This is a genomic window from Streptomyces sp. NPDC059853, from assembly GCF_042731495.1.
Classification (GTDB): Bacteria; Actinomycetota; Actinomycetes; order Streptomycetales; family Streptomycetaceae; genus Streptomyces.
On the sequence record NZ_JBHWJL010000098.1, the window covers coordinates 1 to 17,066 of the forward strand.

The 17,066-nt window shown below is 72.7% G+C and carries 18 protein-coding genes and 1 pseudogene; 15 read left to right on the forward strand and 4 right to left on the reverse strand.

Features of this window, described 5'->3' with window-relative positions:
- Positions 1 to 1,019, reverse strand: a 1,019-nt coding sequence (locus tag ACFV5N_RS13325) for a 6-phospho-beta-glucosidase (protein WP_385598191.1), incomplete at its 3' end; no start/stop codon positions are given.
- 52 nt (positions 1,020 to 1,071) lie between these two features.
- On the opposite strand from ACFV5N_RS13325, the gene ACFV5N_RS13330 reads away from it, so the two are divergent.
- The 9 genes from ACFV5N_RS13330 to ACFV5N_RS13370 all read left to right on the forward strand — a co-directional run bounded on the left by ACFV5N_RS13330 (position 1,072) and on the right by ACFV5N_RS13370 (position 8,722).
- Positions 1,072 to 2,250, forward strand: a complete 1,179-nt coding sequence (locus ACFV5N_RS13330) for a carbohydrate kinase family protein (RefSeq protein ID WP_385598194.1) — start codon at positions 1,072 to 1,074, stop codon at positions 2,248 to 2,250.
- Positions 2,251 to 2,338: 88 nt separating this feature from the next.
- On the forward strand, positions 2,339 to 3,376 hold the full coding sequence (locus tag ACFV5N_RS13335; RefSeq protein ID WP_385598197.1) for a PhoH family protein: 1,038 nt from the start codon (positions 2,339 to 2,341) through the stop codon (positions 3,374 to 3,376).
- A 13-nt stretch (positions 3,377 to 3,389) separates the two neighbouring features.
- Positions 3,390 to 3,887 carry an rRNA maturation RNase YbeY gene (gene ybeY / locus ACFV5N_RS13340; RefSeq protein WP_385598200.1) on the forward strand — a complete coding sequence of 166 codons (498 nt, stop codon included), beginning with the start codon at positions 3,390 to 3,392 and terminating at the stop codon, positions 3,885 to 3,887.
- Positions 3,888 to 3,912: 25 nt separating this feature from the next.
- On the forward strand, positions 3,913 to 5,229 hold the full coding sequence (locus ACFV5N_RS13345) for a hemolysin family protein (protein WP_385598202.1): 1,317 nt from the start codon (positions 3,913 to 3,915) through the stop codon (positions 5,227 to 5,229).
- Positions 5,230 to 5,357: 128 nt separating this feature from the next.
- Positions 5,358 to 5,567: a hypothetical protein gene (locus tag ACFV5N_RS13350; RefSeq protein WP_385598205.1), complete on the forward strand. Its 210-nt coding sequence runs from the start codon at positions 5,358 to 5,360 to the stop codon at positions 5,565 to 5,567.
- Positions 5,557 to 6,120, forward strand: coding sequence for a DUF6879 family protein (locus ACFV5N_RS13355; protein ID WP_385598208.1), 564 nt, complete (start codon positions 5,557 to 5,559; stop codon positions 6,118 to 6,120). Before ACFV5N_RS13350 ends, ACFV5N_RS13355 begins: the two co-directional genes overlap by 11 nt.
- 33 nt (positions 6,121 to 6,153) lie before the next feature.
- A complete protein-coding gene (locus ACFV5N_RS13360) occupies positions 6,154 to 6,996 on the forward strand; it encodes a helix-turn-helix domain-containing protein (RefSeq protein ID WP_385598211.1) in 843 nt (280 codons plus the stop codon).
- Positions 6,997 to 7,084: 88 nt separating this feature from the next.
- A complete protein-coding gene (locus tag ACFV5N_RS13365) occupies positions 7,085 to 7,624 on the forward strand; it encodes a class IV adenylate cyclase (protein WP_385598214.1) in 540 nt (179 codons plus the stop codon).
- Positions 7,625 to 7,645: 21 nt separating this feature from the next.
- The gene (locus tag ACFV5N_RS13370) at positions 7,646 to 8,722 is read left to right on the forward strand and encodes a radical SAM protein (RefSeq protein ID WP_385598217.1); all 1,077 of its coding nucleotides are present in this window, start codon (positions 7,646 to 7,648) and stop codon (positions 8,720 to 8,722) included.
- 65 nt (positions 8,723 to 8,787) lie between these two features.
- Here the strand turns inward: ACFV5N_RS13370 and ACFV5N_RS13375 are convergent.
- Positions 8,788 to 8,973, reverse strand: a pseudogene (locus ACFV5N_RS13375) (DUF397 domain-containing protein); the annotation flags it as partial.
- A gap of 160 nt (positions 8,974 to 9,133) precedes the next feature.
- Here ACFV5N_RS13375 and ACFV5N_RS13380 point away from each other — a divergent pair.
- From ACFV5N_RS13380 to era, 3 genes are all read left to right on the forward strand, one after another.
- Positions 9,134 to 9,919 carry a hypothetical protein gene (locus ACFV5N_RS13380; protein ID WP_385598220.1) on the forward strand — a complete coding sequence of 262 codons (786 nt, stop codon included), beginning with the start codon at positions 9,134 to 9,136 and terminating at the stop codon, positions 9,917 to 9,919.
- 130 nt (positions 9,920 to 10,049) lie between these two features.
- Positions 10,050 to 10,394: a cytidine deaminase gene (locus tag ACFV5N_RS13385; RefSeq protein WP_385598223.1), complete on the forward strand. Its 345-nt coding sequence runs from the start codon at positions 10,050 to 10,052 to the stop codon at positions 10,392 to 10,394.
- Positions 10,391 to 11,353, forward strand: coding sequence for a GTPase Era (gene era, locus ACFV5N_RS13390; protein WP_385598226.1), 963 nt, complete (start codon positions 10,391 to 10,393; stop codon positions 11,351 to 11,353). Before ACFV5N_RS13385 ends, era begins: the two co-directional genes overlap by 4 nt.
- A 39-nt stretch (positions 11,354 to 11,392) precedes the next feature.
- On the opposite strand, the gene ACFV5N_RS13395 is transcribed toward era, so the two are convergent.
- Complete coding sequence (locus ACFV5N_RS13395) at positions 11,393 to 12,169, reverse strand: GNAT family N-acetyltransferase (protein ID WP_385598229.1); 777 nt, start codon at positions 12,167 to 12,169, stop codon at positions 11,393 to 11,395.
- A gap of 306 nt (positions 12,170 to 12,475) precedes the next feature.
- Here ACFV5N_RS13395 and leuA point away from each other — a divergent pair, with 306 nt between their 5' ends.
- Both leuA and ACFV5N_RS13405 read left to right on the forward strand, forming a co-directional pair.
- Positions 12,476 to 14,182 carry a 2-isopropylmalate synthase gene (gene leuA, locus ACFV5N_RS13400; RefSeq protein ID WP_385598239.1) on the forward strand — a complete coding sequence of 569 codons (1,707 nt, stop codon included), beginning with the start codon at positions 12,476 to 12,478 and terminating at the stop codon, positions 14,180 to 14,182.
- 171 nt (positions 14,183 to 14,353) lie between these two features.
- Positions 14,354 to 14,932, forward strand: a complete 579-nt coding sequence (locus tag ACFV5N_RS13405) for a TerB family tellurite resistance protein (protein WP_385598232.1) — start codon at positions 14,354 to 14,356, stop codon at positions 14,930 to 14,932.
- Between the two features lie 31 nt (positions 14,933 to 14,963).
- Here the strand turns inward: ACFV5N_RS13405 and ACFV5N_RS13410 are convergent, their stop codons facing one another.
- Positions 14,964 to 16,298 carry an aspartate aminotransferase family protein gene (locus ACFV5N_RS13410; RefSeq protein ID WP_385598235.1) on the reverse strand — a complete coding sequence of 445 codons (1,335 nt, stop codon included), beginning with the start codon at positions 16,296 to 16,298 and terminating at the stop codon, positions 14,964 to 14,966.
- A 99-nt stretch (positions 16,299 to 16,397) separates the two neighbouring features.
- Between ACFV5N_RS13410 and ACFV5N_RS13415 the strand changes: the two genes are divergently transcribed.
- Positions 16,398 to 17,066: SDR family oxidoreductase (locus ACFV5N_RS13415; RefSeq protein ID WP_385598237.1), on the forward strand; the 669-nt coding region annotated here is incomplete at its 3' end.

Here is a 17,066-nt window from a genome sequence, read left to right on the forward strand (position 1 = left end):
GCGATGGCCCGCATCAGGTCCAGGGCCACCTGCTCGTAGCCGCCGCCCTCCAGATCGCAGCTGTCGCGCTCCCCGCCCCCGGCGGCGGCCCGGCCGTCGGCGCCGTAGGTCTCCTCACGCTCCAGGCGGGTGCGCTCCCACCGGGCGTGCACTCGTTCCGGTGAATCCGTCTCGGCCAGCGCCGCCGTGAAGAAGGCGCCCTGCTGCCGGGCCAGGAACGCGCCCCGCGTCTCCCCGGCCGCCCGGGTGGCCGCCAGGGTCTCGCGGCGGAAGTAGTAGTAGTGCAGGTACTCGTTCGGCAGCGCCCCCAGCGCGCGCAGCCAGCGCGCGCCGAACAGCCGGCCCTCCTCGAACGAGCCGAGCGCCCGCTCGTCCGCCAGCAGCCCCGGCAGCAGATCCCGGCCGTCCAGGGTGAGCGACTGGAGCCAGCCCAGATGGTTCAGCCCGGTGTAGCCGTAGCGGACCGCCGCCGGATCGGCGCCCGCCGCCCGCGCCGCGCGGCGCACCAGGCCCACCGGCGAGTCGCAGATGCCGATCACCCGGTGCCCGAGCACCGCCGACATCGCCTCGGTGACCATCCCGGCCGGGTTGGTGAAGTTGATGACCCACGCGTCCGGCGCCACCGCCCGTACCCGCTCGGCGATCCGCAGCGCCTCGGGCACCGACCGCAGCCCGTACAGCACCCCGCCCGCACCCACCGTCTCCTGGCCCAGCACGCCCGCCGCCAGCGGCACCCGCTCGTCCCTGACCCGGCCGGCCAGGCCGCCCGCCCGGATCGCGGAGAAGACGAAGCCGGCCCCGGCCAGCGCCTCGTCCAGGTCGGTGGTGGCCCGCACGCGCGGCGCCCGGGACGCCCGGGCGGCCTCGGCCGCCAGCACGGCGCCGATCACCCGCAGCCGCGCGGGGTCGGTGTCGTACAGCGTCACCTCCTCGCACCGCCCGTGGCCGTCATCGTCCAGCAGGGCGCGGTATACCAGGGGGACGCGGAATCCGCCGCCGCCAATGATCGCCAGCCTCATGCACGGCAACGTACACCTGCCGTGGAGGCGCGTACGGACCAGGAGCAGCAGGGTGAGCACCGACGACCAGACCCCACGGCCCGCACCGCTCGGGTGCACGTTCGATCCGCTGGCGGACGTGCGACGGCCCGGCGATCCCGGCTGCGACGTGTACCTGACCGGCACCGTCTTCCTGGACATCATCTTCACCGGCCTCGACTCCGCCCCGGTGCGCGGCACCGAGTCCTGGGCGCGCGGCATGGGCTCCAGCCCCGGCGGGGTCGCCAACATGGCCACCGCGCTGGCCCGGCTCGGGCTGCGCACCTCGCTGGCCGCCGCGTTCGGCGACGACAAGTACGGCGAGTACTGCTGGGAGACCCTGGAGCGCGGCGAGGGCATCGACCTGGGCCTCTCCTGGACGGTGCCGGGCTGGCACTCACCGGTCACCGTGTCCATGGCCTACGAGGGCGAGCGCACCATGGTCTCGCACGGCCACGAGGCGCCGCTGCCCGGGGGAGGCGCCCCCGGCGAGCCCCCGGCGCCCCCGGCCCGGTCCGCGGTCGCCTCGCTCAGCCCCGGCCAGCCGCAGGAGTGGATCACGGCGGCGGCCGGCGCGGGCAGCCTGCTCTTCGCCGACGTGGGCTGGGACGACACCGGCGCCTGGGACCTGGCCGCGCTCCCGGAACTGGCCTACTGCGAGGCGTTCCTGCCCAACGCCGAGGAAGCGATGCGCTACACCCGCACCGACTGCCCGCGCGCCGCCGCCCGGGCGCTGACCGAGCGGGTGCCGCTCGCGGTGGTCACCATGGGCGCCGAGGGCGCGTACGCGGCCGACGGGCGCACCGGGGAGACCGCCGAGGTGCCCGCCATCGACGTGGAGGCGCTGGACACCACCGGGGCCGGGGACGTGTTCGTGGCCGGCTTCGTCACCGGGACGCTGGCCGGCTGGCCGCTCGCGGACCGGCTGGCGTTCGCGGGGCTGACCGCCGCGCTGTCGGTGCAGGAGTTCGGCGGCTCGCTGTCCGCGCCCGGCTGGGGCGAGATCGCCGCCTGGTGGCAGCGCGTCCCCGCGCTGACCCCGGCCGGCACCCCGATGGAGCAGGCCCTGGGCCGCTACGCCTTCCTCGACCGGCTGCTGCCGTACGAGGCCCCCGCCTGGCCGCGCCGCCGGGCGGTGCCCACGCTCGGCTTCCGGGACACCGCCGGGGCCGGGGCCGGTGCCGCCGGGCGGCGGAACGATCGCACAGGGTAATCCTCTAGGGGTCTGTGGGCCGGGCGTCGTACCCTGGGAACCCGGACACCGAGGACTAGAGAGGGATGAGCTGGCCCCCCGGCCGCCCATGACACAGACACCCACGCACCAGCCAGTGGCCCCGGCCACCGAGGCGACCGCACGGTTCGCCGTCCCCGCCAAGCACCCGATGGTCACGGTGCTGGGTTCCGGCGACTCCCTGCTGCGGGTCATCGAGACAGCGTTCCCCGCCACCGACATCCATGTGCGCGGCAACGAGATCACCGCCACCGGCGAAGCCGCCGAGGTGGCGCTGATCCAGCGCCTCTTCGACGAGATGATGCTCGTCCTGCGCACCGGACAGCCGCTCACCGAGGACGCCGTGGAGCGCTCCATCGCCATGCTGCGCTCCTCGGGCGAGGGCGGCGGCGCGGTGGAGAGCCCCGCCGAGGTCCTCACCCAGAACATCCTGTCCAACCGGGGCAAGACCATCCGGCCCAAGACGCTGAACCAGAAGCGGTACGTGGACGCCATCGACCGGCACACGATCGTCTTCGGCATCGGCCCGGCCGGCACCGGCAAGACCTACCTGGCCATGGCCAAGGCCGTCCAGGCGCTCCAGTCCAAGCAGGTCAACCGGATCATCCTCACCCGCCCGGCGGTCGAGGCCGGCGAACGGCTCGGATTCCTGCCCGGCACGCTCTACGAGAAGATCGACCCCTATCTGCGCCCGCTCTACGACGCGCTGCACGACATGCTCGACCCCGACTCGATCCCGCGGCTGCTGAGCGCGGGCACGATCGAGGTCGCCCCGCTGGCGTACATGCGCGGCCGGACGCTGAACGACGCGTTCATCATCCTGGACGAGGCGCAGAACACGAACCCCGAGCAGATGAAGATGTTCCTCACCCGCCTCGGGTTCGAGTCCAAGATCGTCATCACCGGCGACGTGACCCAGGTCGACCTCCCGGGCTCCACCAAGAGCGGCCTGCGGCAGGTGCAGGAGATCCTGGACGGGGTGCCCGACGTGCACTTCTCCCGGCTCAACAGCACCGACGTCGTCCGGCACAAGCTGGTCGGCCGGATCGTCGACGCGTACGACCGCTTCGACCAGCGCGCCGGGCACGGCGACGGACAGGGAAAGTAGCCGCGACACCACCATGGCGATCGAGGTCAACAATGAATCCGGCATGGACATCGACGTGGCCGCGGTGCAGGACATCGCCCGCTACGCGCTGAGCCGGATGCGGATCCACCCACTGTCGGAACTGTCGGTCATCGCGGTCGACGAGGAGGCCATGGAGGCGCTGCACCTCCAGTGGATGGACCTCCCCGGGCCCACCGACGTCATGTCCTTCCCGATGGACGAACTGCGTCCGCCGGCCAAGGACGAGGAGGAGCCCGCCAAGGGGCTCCTCGGCGACATCGTGCTGTGCCCGCAGGTGGCGAAGGCCCAGGGGGCCGCCGCCCCCACCGGGCACTCCATGGACGACGAACTCCAGCTGCTCACCGTGCACGGGGTGCTGCACCTGCTGGGATACGACCACGAGGAGCCCGCGGAGAAGGCCGAGATGTTCGGCCTCCAGCAGGCCATCGTGGACGGCTGGCGCGCCGAGGCGGGGCTGACCGGCCCGTCCCCGGCTCCGACGATCACCTGAGCCGGGCGGGCGAGGAAGAACAACGATGGACGCCACACTGTGGACCTTCCTGCTGGTACTGCTGGTCATCGCCTGGCTGGCCTCCTGCGCGGAGGCCGGGCTGAGCCGGATCACCGCCTTCCGCGCCGAGCAGGCGGCCCGCGAGGGCCGGCGCGGCGCGGCACGGCTGGTGACCGTGGCCGCCGACCCCACCCGCTACCTCAACCTGGCCCTGCTGGTGCGCGTCGCCGGCGAGATGGGCCTGGCGGTGCTCGTCACCTACGCCTGCCTCAAGAGCTTCGACGAGGTCTGGCAGGCACTGCTGGTCGCCATCCCGGTGACCGTGGTGCTGTCGTTCGTGGTCATCGGCGTCTCGCCGCGCACCATCGGACGCCAGCACCCGGTGACGACCTCGCGCGCGGCGGCGCTGGTGCTGATCCCGCTGGCGCGGGTGCTCGGGCCGCTCGCCCAGCTGCTGATCATCGTCGGTAACGCCGTCACCCCCGGCAAGGGCTTCCGCAAGGGCCCCTTCGCCTCCGAGGCCGAGCTGCGGGCGATGGTGGACCTGGCGGAGCGCGAGTCGCTGATCGAGGACGAGGAACGCCGCATGGTGCACTCCGTCTTCGAACTGGGCGACACCCTCGTGCGCGAGGTGATGGTGCCGCGCACCGACCTGATCTCCCTGAGCCGCGACAAGACCCTGCGGCAGGGCCTGTCGCTGGCACTGCGCTCCGGGTTCTCCCGGATCCCGGTGACGGGCGAGAGCGACGACGACATCGTCGGCATCGTCTACCTGAAGGACCTGGCCCGGGCGGTGCACATCAGCCGGGAGGCCGAGGCCGACCCGGTGGAGACGGTGATGCGCCCGGCCACGTTCGTGCCCGACACCAAGAACGCCGGTGACCTGCTGCGCGAGATGCAGCGCGACCACATCCATGTGGCGGTCGCCATCGACGAGTACGGCGGCACGGCCGGGATCGTCACCATCGAGGACATCCTGGAGGAGATCGTCGGGGAGATCGCCGACGAGTACGACACCGAGCTGCCGCCGGTCGCCGAACTGGCGGACGGCGCCTACCGGGTCACCTCCCGGCTCGACCTGGGGGACCTGGGCGAGCTGTTCGGGGTCGACCTGGAGGACGAGGACGTCGAGACGGTCGGCGGCCTGCTCGCCAAGTCGCTGGGCCGGGTCCCGATCGCCGGGGCGACCACCGTCGTCGAACTCACCGGGGACCGCGCCCACCCGGAGCTGGCCGGTCTGCGCCTGACCGCGGAACCGCCGACGGGGCGCCGCAACCGCATCGACCGGGTCGTGGTGGAGCCGGTCCGCGCCGAGCCGCCGGCCGCGGAGGAAGCGGCCTGACGCGGGGCGGCGAGAGGACAGCGATAAGGCAGGGGGCGCGCGTGAGCGCGCCCCCTGTGCGCCCTTGAATTATTCATGAGTGGCCTCGAATAATCCTGGTATGAATGCCACGTGGAGGGGGCTGCCCGATGAATCTTGAACTCTTGCGTGTCACGGAGGGCTGCAACGACGAGCGCGATTGTCCCGCCTTGTATCGCACGGATCGGGGCACCGTGGTCGCCCGGGGCTGGAAGGTGGCTGATTCGGACGCCATCGCCGCACTCGAACTCCCGGAACACGAGGGAGTTGTGGAGCTCCCCGCCGATCTGGTAGCCGAGGTGCTGCGCAATGCTCAGTAGCGAGGAGTTCGACGCGTACTTCGACAACGCCAAGAGCGAATGGTTCCGGCTGGAAGGGCTCAGCTCGTACAAGGTCGATGTCGAGCAGCCGCGTCTGCGCGCCTATCTCGCCGGAGAACCGTACGCGTCGCATGCGGCCCCGAGTCCTTGGTACGAGGAGATCGAACGCCGGGTGCGCGAGGGCATCGCGTTCCGCAAGGTGCGCGTGCTGGCGGGCCCGCTCAGCGAGTACGAGCGCTGGGAGTGCGAGTGGTCCTACACGGCGACGGAACGGCTCGGGCAGCGGACCTTCATCATCGACCGCTCCGAGGTTGACACTCTCCCCGAACTCCCGCCTTTCGACTGGTGGATGATGGACGGTCGGGTCGTCCTGCGGATGCACTACGACAACCAGGGCAGGTTCCTCGGGGCCTCGGCCATCGACGATCCGGAGGAAGTCGCCGCATACGTACGGCTCCGGGATCAGGCGCTGGACCTGGCGACACCCTTCCCGGCGTACTGGCGTTCCCATCCGCAATACTGGCGTGAGAACTGGCTGCGCAGCGGCAGCTGATCCTCTCCGACCTCTCCGACTGGTACGACCTGGATGCACTCCGAGCCCGAGCGTTACGACTCCGACCGCCGCCGGCTGGCGGCTGCCCTGCGCGCCCTGCGCAAGGCGGCCGCCATGACCGGCGTGCGGGCAGCCGAGGCCAGCGGCATGTCGCAGCCCAAGATCTCCAAGCTGGAGAATGGCCGGCTGCTGCCCGCGCGTGAGGATGTCGAGACGTTGCTCGCCCTCTACGGGGCTTCCTCCAGCGAACGCGAGGAACTGCTGGAGTTGGCTGCCGGTTTGCACACGATGGTCGAGTCGAACGACACTCTCCGGCGACGCGGGTCCGCGCAAAAACAGGACCAGATCCGGCGCGTCGAGTCATCCGCCACTGCCCTCCGGTTCTTCTCCCCGGTGATGGTGCCGGGATTGCTGCAAACCGCGGAGTACATCCGTCGCGTGATCACGCTCGTGTTGTCCGGGCCTGAAGTGGCCCGGGCCACCGCCGCCAAGCAGGAGAGACAGCAGGCGCTCTACGACCCCGGCCGGCGCTTTGCCTTCGTGCTCACCGAGGCCGTGCTGCGCTGGGGCTTCTGCCCCGGGGATGTGATGGCGGCCCAGCTCGCGCACATCGCCTCGATCGCCACGCTCACCAACGTGGACGTGGGTGTGATCCCCTTCTCGGCCCGGCCGGGGGACACCCCCTTGCACGGCTACCAGATCTACGACGAGCGCATGGTGACGATCAGCCTGGAGCATGCCTCCGTGACCGTGACCGAACCCCGCGATGTCGCCGTGTACCTGCGGATGTTCCAGACCATGAGGGAAGCGGCGGTCTTCGGCGCGGAAGCGCGCGAACTGCTGCTGTCCGCCAGTCGTGAGCAGGCGGAGCGCTGACGATCCGCCCTTTGAATTATTCACTCGTTGAGTGAATAATTCCCTCAACTGCGGGTATGCTCACTTCGGTTGCCAAGGAGCCGCCACTATGCCGACCATCGAGTACGAGGCCAAGGTTCTGGAGATCGACACCAGCGCCATGGCCGCCACGATTGAGCGCCTCGGCGGCAAGCGCCTCGGCACCCGCCGGATGCGCCGCTACGTCTACGACCTCATCCCCCCGGTCGCCAGGCAGTGGATCAGGCTGCGCACGGACGGCGACACCACGACGCTCTGTGTCAAGGAGATCCGGTCCGACGCCATTGACGGCACCCACGAGACCGAGACCGCTGTCACGGACTTCGACGGCACCCATGCCGTACTGCTCGCGATGGGGTTCGTGGCCAGGGGCTACCAGGAGAACCTGCGCAGTTCCTACCTCCTGGCCGGCGCCCGGCTGGAGATCGACACCTGGCCGCTGATCCCGCCGTACCTGGAGATCGAAGGAGACAGCGAGGACCACGTGCTCTCCACGGCACAGCACCTCGGCATCAGCGCGGACTCGCTGGTCTACCTCAACACCCAGGACGTCTATCACCACTACGGCCATGACCTGAAGGCGATCAAGGAGCTGCGCCTCCCCGACTGATACCTCTGCACAGGAGGACCCATGGACCTGCCCCGGGACGGTCTCCCCCGCACCGTCCTGCCCGATCGCACCCTGCGCGTCAAGATCCTCGACCATTGCGGCCTGGCCTGCACCTTCTGCCACAACGAGGGAACGCCCGTCGCGGCGGACCGCCCGGACCGGCCCGGTGCCGTCACCAGCGGCCGGGTATCGATCTACGCCCATACCAACGGCGTCGCCTTCCAGCCGGCCCGCATCGAACCGGGCCCCGATTTCGCCCTCGCCCTGGCGGCCGTGCGCGGCACGGTCGCAACCGACGAGGCATATTTCACCGGCGGGGAGCCCACACTTCACCCCCGGTTGCCCGCGCTCGTCGCCGATGCCCGGCGGGTGGGCCTCACCGTTGGCCTCACCTCCAACGGCGAGAACGGCGCCGCCGTGCTGCCCGCCTGTGCGGAGGCCGGGCTGGCTCGGGTGAACTTCAGCGTCTTCGGCACCACGGCCCGCGAACTGGCGGCGGTACAGGGTGGAAAGTACCGCTCCGTCAAACTGGCGGAACGCAAGCTGCGCGCGTTGGACGAGTCCATCCGTACGGCGGCGTCGTGCGGCATCGGTGTGTCGGCGAACATCGTCGTGCCCGGCCGCGAGCACGTGGCGAGGGTCCTGCGGCTGGTGGCCCGACACGGCAGTACCGCGACCATCCGGCTGCTCACCTCGCTGGCGGACGGCCAGCGCTCCTCGCTGGACGCGATCTCCCTTGTTCTCAAGGAACTGGACGCACAGCCGGAGGAACACATCCTCACCGCCGGCGCCTCCGACTGGCGCACGCGCTACCGGCTTCCGGACGGCTCGCCGATGTACGTCAAACGCATCCGGCCGGTCCGGCTCCCGCAGACCTGCCGGAACTGTCGCTTCAACAACGACACCGACTGCGAGGAGGGCTACTACGGAATCCGTCTCTACCGGGCCCGCAACGGGCCGTTCATGGTCGGCGTGTGCATCCGGCGCATGGACCTGACGCTGCCGCTGGGTGAGTTCGTGATGAGCCAGGTGGGCCGAGAGATCAGCGGACTGCGAGAGGAGGAAACGGCCGGCAGGCTGGCTGGCGGCCCTCGGTAGACCGGCTGCCCTGGGGTGTGGGCGGGTCGGAGGTTGTCGAAGTCCCCGAGCACGACGCCGCCCTTGAAGGCTGCCCATGCGCCGGCCGCGAAGCAGAGGTGGGGCCGGTCGGGGTTCTTCGCGTCCCGGACCGCCACGCCACCGTCCGGCGGCGGCACCCGGCTGCCGCGTACCCGGTTCGGGCGGCGGCTGCGGGCAGGAGCGGAACCCGTGCCTGTTCCCGGGCCGTCGATCGTCCTCGCCGTCCTCACCGTGGCCGGGCTGCTCGCCGTGCTCGGATACGCGGCCCCCGTGCCGCCGGACAGATGAGGACGCCCGGGTCCGGCCCGGCTCCCGGCCCCGTCCGGGCGCCTCACCCGAACGGCCGTGCGGCAGTGGCCCGGGGGCCGTTCGGGTGGCGCCATGGGAGGCATGCACCTTCCGCAGCGCACGATCGTCCTCGCCCCCCTCGCCTCGGTCGCCGCCCTCGGACTGCTCGCCGGAGCCACCCTGCCGCCCGGCGCCGCAGGCGGCGGCAGCACGGGGCCCGGCACCCCCGCCATCACCGTCGCCACCGGGGACGGCGCGCTGGACGAGGACCGGCTGCGCTCCGCCCTGCTGGATCACACCGACTTCCCGCAGGGCTGGGCCGGCGACAGCAGCGAACAGGCCGAACGGCGCGGCATCGGCGTCCCCCGGCCCACCGAGGACGGCTGCCGCGAACTGTTCGAGCCCGCCGGGGACGGCAGCGGCACCGCGCGGGCCGGGTTCGCCCGCACCCACGCCGGACCCTTCGTGGTGACGGTCGCCGCCGCGCACGGCGACGAGGCGGGCGCCCGCGCCGCCATGGAGGGCTTCGCGCGCGCCGCCCACGAGTGCGCCACCTTCCACGCCGAGGAGGGCGCCGAGCGGAACACCAGCACCGTCTCCTACACCGCCGACGGCGACGGCAGCAGCCCCGAAGGGCTCGGCGACGAGGCCGCCGCGCTGCGCTTCACCCGCGAGAGCGGCGGCCCCGGCGAGGCGGGCGTCGTCGCCGAGGTGGTGATCGCCCGGGTCGGCGCCCACACCGTACGGGTCGCCCAGGCCGGGCGGGATGACGCCGCGGCCGGCGGGCTGACCGGTCTCGCCGAACGTGCCGTGGAGAAACTCCAGCAGGTCGCCGAGGGCCACACCCCGCAGCCCCTGCCGGACCAGCCGGGGGCCACGGAGTTGTAGGGCCGCACCGGCCGGGCCCGCACCGGGCCGCGTTTCCCCGCCCCCTCACCGACCCGGCGCGGGGCGGCGGCCGCCCGCCGAGCGGACGGGCCGCACCGCGGGCCCGCGCACAGCCCGTAAGCTCCTGGGTATGAGTGACGCCGAGGACCGCAAGATCATCACCCTGGCGCGCAGTGCCCGCGCCCGCAGCGGGGTGCCACAGGGGGCGGCGGTACGGGACGAGACCGGTCGTACGTATGTCGCGACCGCCGTCGACCTGCCGTCGCTGCGGCTGAGCGCGCTGCGCACGGCGGTGGCGATGGCCGCCTCCAGCGGCGCCGCCTCCCTGGAAGCGGCGGCCCTGGTCACCGACGCGGACACCACCGAGGTGGCCGCCGAGGACCTGGCGGCCGTGCGCGACCTGGGCGGGGCGGGCACCCCCGTCCTGCTGGCTGGCCCCGAGGGCGACCTTCGTGCGACGATCGCGGCCTCATGAGTGACTCCCTTTCCCCGATGTCCGCGATGTTCGGCTCTGTGCCGCAGGGCTACCGTTCGGGCTTCGCCTGCTTCGTCGGCCGCCCCAACGCCGGCAAGTCGACCCTGACCAACGCGCTGGTCGGCACGAAGATCGCCATCACCTCCAGCCGCCCGCAGACCACCCGGCACTCGGTGCGCGGCATCGTCCACCGCGACGACGCCCAGCTGGTGCTGGTGGACACCCCCGGGCTGCACAAGCCGCGCACCCTGCTGGGCCAGCGGCTCAACGACGTGGTGCGCACCACCTGGGCCGAGGTCGACGTCATCGGGTTCTGCCTGCCCGCCGACCAGAAGATCGGCCCCGGCGACCGGTACATCGCCAAGGAACTGGCGGAGATCAAGCGCACCCCCAAGGTCGCCGTCGTCACCAAGACGGACCTGGTGGAGCCGCAGGTGCTGGCGGAGCGGCTGCTGGACGTGCAGCGGCTCGGCGCCGAACTCGGCCTGGAGTGGGCGGAGATCGTGCCCGTCTCGGCGGTCGGCGACTCCCAGGTCGGGCTGCTCGCGGACCTGCTGGTGCCGCTGCTGCCCGAGGGCCCGCCGCTGTACCCCGAGGGCGATCTCACCGACGAGCCCGAGCAGACGATGATCGCCGAGCTGATCCGCGAGGCCGCCCTCGAAGGGGTGCGTGACGAACTGCCGCACTCCATCGCCGTGGTGGTCGAGGAGATGCTGCCCCGCGAGGACCGCCCGGCCGACCGGCCGCTGCTCGACATCCACGCCAACGTCTTCATCGAGCGGCCCAGCCAGAAGGGCATCGTCATCGGCCCCAAGGGCAGCCGGCTCAAGGACGTGGGCACCAAGGCCCGGAAGCAGATCGAGGCGCTGCTGGGCACCCCGGTCTTCCTCGACCTGCACGTGAAGGTCGCCAAGGACTGGCAGCGCGACCCCAAGCAGCTGCGCCGTCTCGGCTTCTGACGCGCCCCGGCCCCCGCCCGGCGGGGGCCGCGCGGCCGGTCAGCCGGCCCCGCCCGCGTCCCCGTACGTGTACGGGACGGTGGTGCCGAGTTCCTCGAAGCCCAGCCGCCGCAGGATCGGGCGGCTGTCGTCCGAGGCGTCCACCTGGAGATAGCGCACCCCGTGCGCGGCGGCGATCGCGGCGCGCGCCGCGACCAGCGCCCGGTAGATGCCCCGGCCGCGCCACTCGGGCGCCGTGCCGCCGCCCCACAGCCCGGCGAAGTCGGTGCCCGGCCAGCGCTCCAGCCGTGCCGCGCTCACCGGGTCGCCGTCGTCGGTCACCGCCACCAGGACGTCGATCAGCTCCGGGGTGCTCGCCAGTTGCTCGCGCACCATGGCGCCCAGCCCCGCCGGGTCGGTGCCGAAGGCCCGCCGGTGCGCGCGCAGCATCAGCTCCACCCCCGCGTCGTCCGTCACCCGGTGCAGCGCGACCCCGTCCGGCAGTACGGGGACGGTGGGCAGCGCGGCCACCTCGGCGGCCATCAGCGTCTCCGGCGGATCGGGTACGAAGCCGGCCGCCCGCAGCCGGTCACCCAGATCGGCGGGTCCGTCGTGCGCGTACCACTTCCACTCGAAGCCGCGCCCCAGGTCCGTGAAGTACCGGATCTGGTCGGCGATCGCGGCGTCCGCCGTCGCCTCGGTGAGGCCGGACCACACCACCCCGTCCCAGCCGCCGCGCTCCCGGGTCACCCGCACCACCGGGCCCGAGCGCTCGCCCCCGGCCGCGTGCGCTCTGAGCTGCTCGTCGAAGCGGGCCCGTACCGTTTCCGTGTCCATGCGGTCAGCAGATCACCCCCGTCCGGGCGCGGCCACCGGTTTTGCGCGGTCTCGCATAGTGATACGGGTCCGGCGGGCCGCCCGGCGCCCGGGTTAGGCTGGGCGGGCGATGCGTCACGGGAACCTTCTTCTCCTTAGCCGCCGCGGCGAGGGTCTGTAGTCGTACGGGCCGACCCCCTCCCCGCGGAGTTCGGCGCTGCCGTCGGCCGTTTCCACGATCCCGTCGATCCCTCGCATCATCCAGGAGCCCCCGTGCCCAAGCCGACGCCCATCACCGCCGCCACCGCCCCGCAGCGCGCCTCCGGCATGCCCGTCCACCGCTACACGCCGTACGAGGCGGTGGACCTGCCCGACCGCACCTGGCCCGGCAAGCGGATCACGGCCGCGCCGCGCTGGCTGTCCACCGACCTGCGGGACGGCAACCAGGCGCTGATCGACCCGATGTCGCCGGCCCGCAAACGCGCCATGTTCGACCTGCTGGTGAAGATGGGCTACAAGGAGATCGAGATCGGCTTCCCGGCCTCCGGGCAGACCGACTTCGACTTCGTGCGCTCCGTCATCGAGGAGGGCGCGATCCCCGAGGACGTGACGATCTCCGTCCTGACCCAGGCCCGCGAGGAGCTGATCGCCCGCACCGTCGAGTCGCTGGCCGGCGCGCCGCGCGCCACCGTCCACCTGTACAACGCCACCGCCCCCACCTTCCGCCGGGTCGTCTTCCGCGGCGGGCGGGACGACGTACGGCGGATCGCGGTGGACGGCACCCGGCTGGTGATGGAGTACGCCGAGAAGCTGCTGGACGACCGGACCACATTCGGCTACCAGTACAGCCCGGAGATCTTCACCGACACCGAGCTGGACTTCGCGCTGGAGGTCTGCGAGTCGGTGATGGAGGTGTGGCAGCCGGAGGAGGGCCGCGAGATCATCCTGAACCTGCCCGCGACGGTGGAGCGCTCCGTGCCCTCCACCTACGCCGACCGCTTCGAGTGGATGTCCCGGCACCTGTCGCACCGCGAGCACGTGTGTCTGTCCGCGCACCCGCACAACGACCGGGGGACGGCGGTGGCCGCCGCCGAGCTGGCGGTGATGGCCGGGGCGGACCGGGTGGAGGGCTGTCTGTTCGGGCAGGGCGAGCGCACCGGCAACGTCGACCTGGTGACGCTGGGCATGAACCTGTTCTCGCAGGGCGTGGACCCGCAGATCGACTTCTCGCAGATCGACGAGATCCGCCGCACCTACGAGTACTGCAACCAGATGGAGGTCCCGCCGCGTCACCCGTACGCCGGTGACCTGGTGTACACCTCCTTCTCCGGCTCGCACCAGGACGCCATCAAGAAGGGCTTCGAGGCGATGGCGGCCGAGGCCGCCCGCCGCGGCGTCGCGGTGGACGAGCTGGGCTGGGACGTGCCGTACCTGCCGATCGACCCCAAGGACGTGGGCCGCACCTACGAGGCGGTCATCCGGGTCAACTCGCAGTCCGGCAAGGGCGGCATCGCCTACGTGCTGCAGACCGACCACAAGCTGGACCTGCCGCGCCGCATGCAGGTGGAGTTCTCGCGGATCATCCAGGAGAAGACCGACGCGGAGGGCGGCGAGATCACGCCGGCCGAGATCTGGCGGGTCTTCGCGGACGAGTACCTGCCGGCCGAGGGCGGGGCGCCGGGCTGGGGCCGGATCGCGCTGCGCGACGCCCAGACCACCACCAGCGGCGGCGGGGTGGACGCGCTGACCGTCGAGGCGGTCGTCGACGGCGCCGACACGGTGCTGACGGGCGAGGGGAACGGCCCGCTGGCGGCCTTCTTCGACGCCCTGTCCCGGGCCGGGGTGATCGGCCAGGAGGTTCGGCTGCTGGACTACGTCGAGCACACCATGAGCGAGGGCGCGGGCTCCCAGGCGGCGGCGTACATCGAGTGCGCCGTCGGCGACCGGGTGCTGTGGGGCATCGGCATCGACGCCAACATCGTGCGGGCCTCGCTGAAGGCGGTCGTCTCCGCCGTCAACCGGGCGGCTCGCTGACCCCCTGAACGAGCGCGGCCGGGCCGGCCCGTGTCCCCGATGCGGGCGCGGGCCGGTTCCGGCCGTGCTTTTGGCCGGTCCGACTACTGCCCCCGGCGCCGGAGTGTGGCTAACATCACCTCTCACACTCGCAGTGTTGCGGGCGTGTTACGGAGGTCGGGTGTGCCGAGGGTGGCAGGGACAGGTATCCGGACGGCGTGGCGTGTCACCGACGACGGGGACTTCTTCTGCCCCGGCTGCGGTGGCGACCGCTGCTACCAGCGGCTGGCCGGACGGCGCCGGCTGACGGTCCTGGGCGTGCCGCTGCTGCCGCTCGGCGCGGCAGGCCAGGTCGTCGCCTGTGTGCTGTGCGGGACCCACCACCCGGTCACCGCCCTGGACCATCCCACCACCACCGGGCTCGCGCTGCTGCTGCGGGACGCCTACCGGACGGTGGCGCTGGCCCTGCTGGCGCCCGGGGACCCCGCCTCCCGGGCGGCGGCCGAGGACTCGCTGCGCGAGGCCGGCTTCCCCCAGGCGCCGGGCGACGGCCTGGTGGGCGCGCCCTCGGAGGCGGAGGTCCGCGAGGTGCTGGAGCCGCTGGCCCCGCACCTGGCCGTGCCGGGCCGGGAGAGCCTGCTGCTGCACGGCGCGCGCATCGCGCTGGCGGACGGCCCGTACACGGAGGCGGAACGCGTCACGCTCACGCTCGTCGGCATGTCGCTCGGCCTGGCGGCGGCGGACCGCGAACGGCTGCTGGCGGCGGCGTGACACCGGCCCGGCCCGGACGCGGCCCGGCGCCTCACAGGACGGCGAACGCCTCCGCCACCGCCGCGCAGGTGGCGGCCACCTCGTCCTCGGTCACCGCCGCCGCGACGAACCAGCAGGCCGCCCCGTAGGCGTTCACATGCACCCCGCGCCGCAGCAGTTCGTGCCGGAACGCGTCGTAGCGGCGCCCGTCGGCGGCCAGCAGCTCCCGGTAGTTCCGGGTCGGGGCACCGTCCGGGGTGAACACCACCTGGAACATCGCGCCGACCCCCTGCACCGCGCACGGCACGCCCCGGTCCCGGGCGGCCCGGCGTACGGCCTCCATGATCCGGCGGCCCGCCTCCTCGATCCACCCGGTGACCGCCGGGTCGGCCAGCGCCCGCAGCGTGGTGAGCGCGGCCGTGGCGCACAGCGGCGACGCGTTGTACGTACCGCCGTGCTTGACCCGGCCCTCCGCCAGCGGCTCCATCAGCGCGCGCCGCCCGGCGAACGCGGCGATCGGCACCCCGCCGCCCAGCGCCTTGGCGAACACCGCCAGATCCGGCACCACCTGGTAGAGGCCCTGCGCGCCGCCGGGACCGGTACGGAACCCGGTGCACACCTCGTCGAAGATCAGCGGCACCCCGTACGCCGTGCACAGCTCGCGCAGCAGCTCCAGATAGCCGGGGACGGGCATCGTGCAGGCGTTGTTGGCGACGACGGGCTCGCAGATCACCGCCGCGAGCCGGCCGCGGTGGGCGGCGAGGACCGTGCGCAGCGCGTCCGGGTCGTTCCATGGGCAGACGACCACGTCGTCCACGACGCCGCGCGGGATGCCGGGGGAGTGCGGGACGGAGCGGGGCGCCGCGGCCGGCCCCGCCTGCTCGGGCGTCGGACGGTTGGAGACGGCCAGGGTGTCGGACCAGCCGTGGTAATGGCCCTCGAACTTCAGGATCAGCGACCGCCCGGTGGCACCGCGCGCGGCCCGCACCGCGCCCTGGACGGCCTCGCTGCCGGAGTTGGCGAACCGGACGAGTTCGGCGCACGGCACCATCGCCTGGATCCGCTCGGCGAGTTCGACCTCCTCGGTGGTACAGGTGCCGAACATCGTGCCCGTGCTCAGCAGCGGGGCCAGCGCCTCGGCGAGCAGCGGGGAGGCGTGGCCGAGCACCGCGCTGCCGTAGGAGATGAGGTGGTCGATGTACTCGTTGCCGTCCACGTCCCGGACCCGCGCGCCCGCGCCCTCGCGCAGATACAGCGGGTACGGGTGCGGTCCGGTCGAGGTCAGCCGGGCGGATGAGCTGATGCCGCCGGCCAGCGAGCGCCGCGCGCGGTCGAACCAGGCGCGGCTGGTATCGGTGCCGCCGAGGGCGGGGATGGCGCCATTCATGGCTGCTCCAGTTTGCGAGGGACCGGCGGGGGACACGTACCCGGCCGTGCGGTGCGACCGGCGCCGCACGGGCCGGGCGGGCGAAGGGACGGGCGGGGCATGACGGAGCGGACGGCCGTGGTGACGGGGGCGGGCAGCGGGGTCGGCCGGGCGTGCGCGCTGGGGCTGCTCGCGGACGGCTGGACGGTGGTGCTGACCGGGCGGCGCCGGGAACGGCTCCTGGCCACGGCGGCGCTCGCCCCGGCCGCCGACCGGGCCCGGCTGGCCGCCGTCCCGGCCGATGTCGCCGACCCGGCGGCCGTGGACGCCCTGTTCGGCGAGGTGCGGGAGCGGTACGGGCGGCTCGACCTGCTGTTCAACAACGCCGCCGACACCATGCCGTACGTGCCGGTGGAGGAGGTGGCGGCGGCCGACTGGCACCGGGTGATGGACTCCATCGCCACCGGCACCTTCCTGTGCTCCCAGGCCGCGTTCCGCGTCATGAAGGAGCAGCGGCCGCGCGGCGGGCGCATCATCAACACCGGCGCGCTGTCCGCGCACGCCCCGCGCCCGCACTCGCCCGCCTTCACGGCCGCCAAGCACGCCGTCGCCGGACTCACCAAGGCGTTCGCCCTCGACGGCCGCCCGTACGGCATCTCCTGCGGCCAGCTCGACATCGGCAACGTCACCCCGGAGGACCGGCCGCAGCCGGCCGTCCGGCAGCCGGACGGCTCCGTGCGGGCCGAACCGACCATGGACATGCGGCACGTGGTCGACATGGTGCGCGCC